We start from the raw sequence: 2,656 nt of genomic DNA, 5'->3' as shown, positions 1-2,656 counted from the left end.
AAAAAATGAATGTGCGGTGATTTATTTTTGAAATTCTTGAAATTATATCAAAAATTTAGAGTTTTGACGGAGAGACTACCTAGGGCCTTAGGATATTCTGTAATTGACAATGGTTTTAATTGTGTTGTGAATTGTAATCTTAATAGCACGATGTTTAATGTAACTTGTAAAACAAACTTTGATGATAATGTTGAAGAGAGGATTCAAGAAGTCATAGATCAATACAACAAAAACCCTTTTGCTTGGTGGATTGGACCCGGTGATACTCCATCGGATTTAGGGTTAAGGCTAGAGAAACATGGTTTTATTAAAGTGCCAAGAGAGTATGTAATGTTTTGCAAACTAATTGATTTTAAGCCTTTTGAACTTGATAAAAATATTACAATAAAACAAGTAACTACTCGTAAGCAAATAGATGATTTTTTGTTGACACTTAGTGTATATGATCAGAATGTCAGCGAATTTTTTAACGATAAGATAATTTCATCTGAAGTTATGGAAAGGAACCCATTTTTTGTTTCTTATATTGAAGGCAACCCGGTTAGTAACGGATCTTTGCATTTTAATGATGATATCGTTGGTATATATGATATTCTCACCTGCGAAAATTCACGTAGTAATGGTATAGGAACTAACATGATGAAATATCTAATTAATTTTGTGTGCCAGAAAGGTTATAACAAGATTTGTCTTTCTACTTCAAGTGATTTAGGGTTTCGAATATATACGAGACTTGGTTTAAGAGTAGTTGGATTATACGATTACTATGAGTGGCATGGGAATCAAGGAGATATAAAATGAAATTTGGACTGCAAATTACAGCCACTCACAAAAAGGCAAGAACAGGGGTGATTAACACCGCTCATGGTGAAATCCGTACGCCTGCCTTTATGCCAGTTGGGACAAGAGGAACAGTAAAGGGAATGTTTCCTGAGTCAGTTCGTCAAACTGGAAGTGACATAGTGCTAGGTAACACTTATCACCTGATGCTAAAGCCTGGTGCTGATCGAGTTGAGAAACTTGGTGGGCTTAGAAAATTCATGAATTGGTCTGGTCCAGTGCTCACTGATTCCGGTGGTTTTCAGGTAATGTCATTATCGGATTTGCGTAAAATTTCTGAAAAGGGAGTGCAGTTTAGTTCGCATATTGACGGCAGCAAGCACATGCTTACACCGGAGTATTCAACTGAAATTCAGCATAAATTAGATAGTACAATTACCATGGCTTTTGACGAATGCACACCGTTTCCTGCAACATTCGAAGAAGCTAAATTGTCCCAAGAGCGTACATCTCGTTGGGCAAAGAGGTCTCGTGATGCATTTGTACCGCGTGATGGATATGCTCAGTTTGGTATAATTCAAGGTGGTGTATATGAAGAATTGCGTGCTAGTTCAGCAAAAGATTTAATTAGCTTAGATTTTGAAGGCTATGCCATTGGTGGTTTAGCAGTTGGAGAAGGGCAGAAAGAAATGTTTTCTGTCCTTGACTATGCCCCAGCGTTATTACCAGAGGATAAACCAAGATATCTTATGGGTGTTGGTAAGCCTGATGATATTATTGGTGCGGTGATGCGTGGGGTAGATATGTTTGATTGTGTTATTCCAACTAGGTCAGGTAGGAATGGTCAAGCATTTACTAAATTAGGAGCTATTAATATAAGAAACAGTAAATATGCTGATGATCCAACGCCCCTTGAAGCAGATTGTTCTTGCCCTGCATGTTTGAATTATCCAAAAGCTTATCTGCATCATACAGTCAAGGTTGGTGAAATGATCGGAGCAATGTTAATGACTTGGCATAATATTCAATATTTTCAAGACCTAATGCAAAGAATTAGAGACTACATTTCTATGGGCAAGGATTTTGATTTTCAGTGTTGATAATGATACGGGTCACATAGATTAATTCTCTTATTATGCCTTACTGAACAAAGTGAGGCTAATGTCTCTAAAAATTGCCTTTAACTTTTACAATTTACGTAGATAGACCGAATATAAAAGGGTATTATACTAATTTTTACCCCTTTATACCAAATTTCTCCATTTTTTAAGCAAATGCGACAGAGTCGCTTTCTCCAATTGTTGGTACAGTCCACTCATCATAATCAATAAACACAGGTACTTCATATGAGATATAATCATTTTCTACTAGTTCCTTACAAATTTTCTTTACAACATTTCGTTCTTTGAAATCTTCAATTCCGATATTAAGTCCCTCCGTCAAAACTCTCCCCGCCTGAATTAACAAGGGGTTTCATGTCATAAACAGCTTACAAAATCCATAAGAAAATGGTATAATTACCGCATAAAGCTTACGGATTTTAAAATTATGCCTATAGAAAATATTACTTTTCTCCAAAAACAAGAAAGGTTATTTGAAGAGAAATTATCTACAAAACTAAATCCTAAAAACAAGTTATATAAACTAAGGGATTTAGTAAATTGGTCTGAACTTGAAGCCAGAGCATTGCCTAACATTGAAATCAAGCAATTTGGTAGAAATAAGAAAGATCATAGAGTAATGCTAGCACTATCAATGCTTCAAGCTATGTACAACGGTTCTGATTCGTTTACGGAGGAAGAGCTAAAGGAAAATATTTATTGGCAATATTTTTGTGGTTATGAATATTTGCAGCAAGATCTTGATGTGTCTGAAG

Annotated in this window: 4 protein-coding genes; 3 read left to right on the top strand and 1 reads right to left on the bottom strand. The window is 35.5% G+C overall.

Going from position 1 to position 2,656, the window contains the following annotated elements:
- The first annotated feature begins 150 nt into the window (after window positions 1-150).
- Window positions 151-801, top strand: coding sequence for a GNAT family N-acetyltransferase (locus Megvenef_RS08695; RefSeq protein ID WP_322777539.1), 651 nt, complete (start codon window positions 151-153; stop codon window positions 799-801).
- Window positions 798-1,880, top strand: a complete 1,083-nt coding sequence (tgt, locus tag Megvenef_RS08690) for a tRNA guanosine(34) transglycosylase Tgt (RefSeq protein ID WP_322777538.1) — start codon at window positions 798-800, stop codon at window positions 1,878-1,880. The genes Megvenef_RS08695 and tgt overlap by 4 nt, the downstream gene beginning before the upstream one ends.
- Before the next feature lie 166 nt (window positions 1,881-2,046).
- Here the strand turns inward: tgt and Megvenef_RS08685 are convergent, their stop codons facing one another.
- Entirely contained in the window at window positions 2,047-2,223 is a 177-nt protein-coding gene (locus tag Megvenef_RS08685; RefSeq protein WP_322777537.1) for a hypothetical protein, read from the bottom strand.
- A 105-nt stretch (window positions 2,224-2,328) separates the two neighbouring features.
- Here Megvenef_RS08685 and Megvenef_RS08680 point away from each other — a divergent pair.
- On the top strand, window positions 2,329-2,656 hold a 328-nt coding region (locus tag Megvenef_RS08680), incomplete at its 3' end, for a transposase (protein ID WP_322776028.1).

The sequence above is a fragment of the Candidatus Megaera venefica genome (assembly GCF_034554655.1).
Lineage (GTDB): Bacteria > Pseudomonadota > Alphaproteobacteria > Rickettsiales > Rickettsiaceae > Megaera_A > Megaera_A venefica.
This window is presented reverse-complemented; position numbering and strand designations above follow the sequence as displayed.

Coding starts and splice junctions, on each gene's coding strand:
- Megvenef_RS08695 (WP_322777539.1), top strand. CDS start 151: ATGTTTAATGTAACTTGTAAAACAAACTTTGATGATAATGTTGAAGAG.
- tgt (WP_322777538.1), top strand. CDS start 798: ATGAAATTTGGACTGCAAATTACAGCCACTCACAAAAAGGCAAGAACA.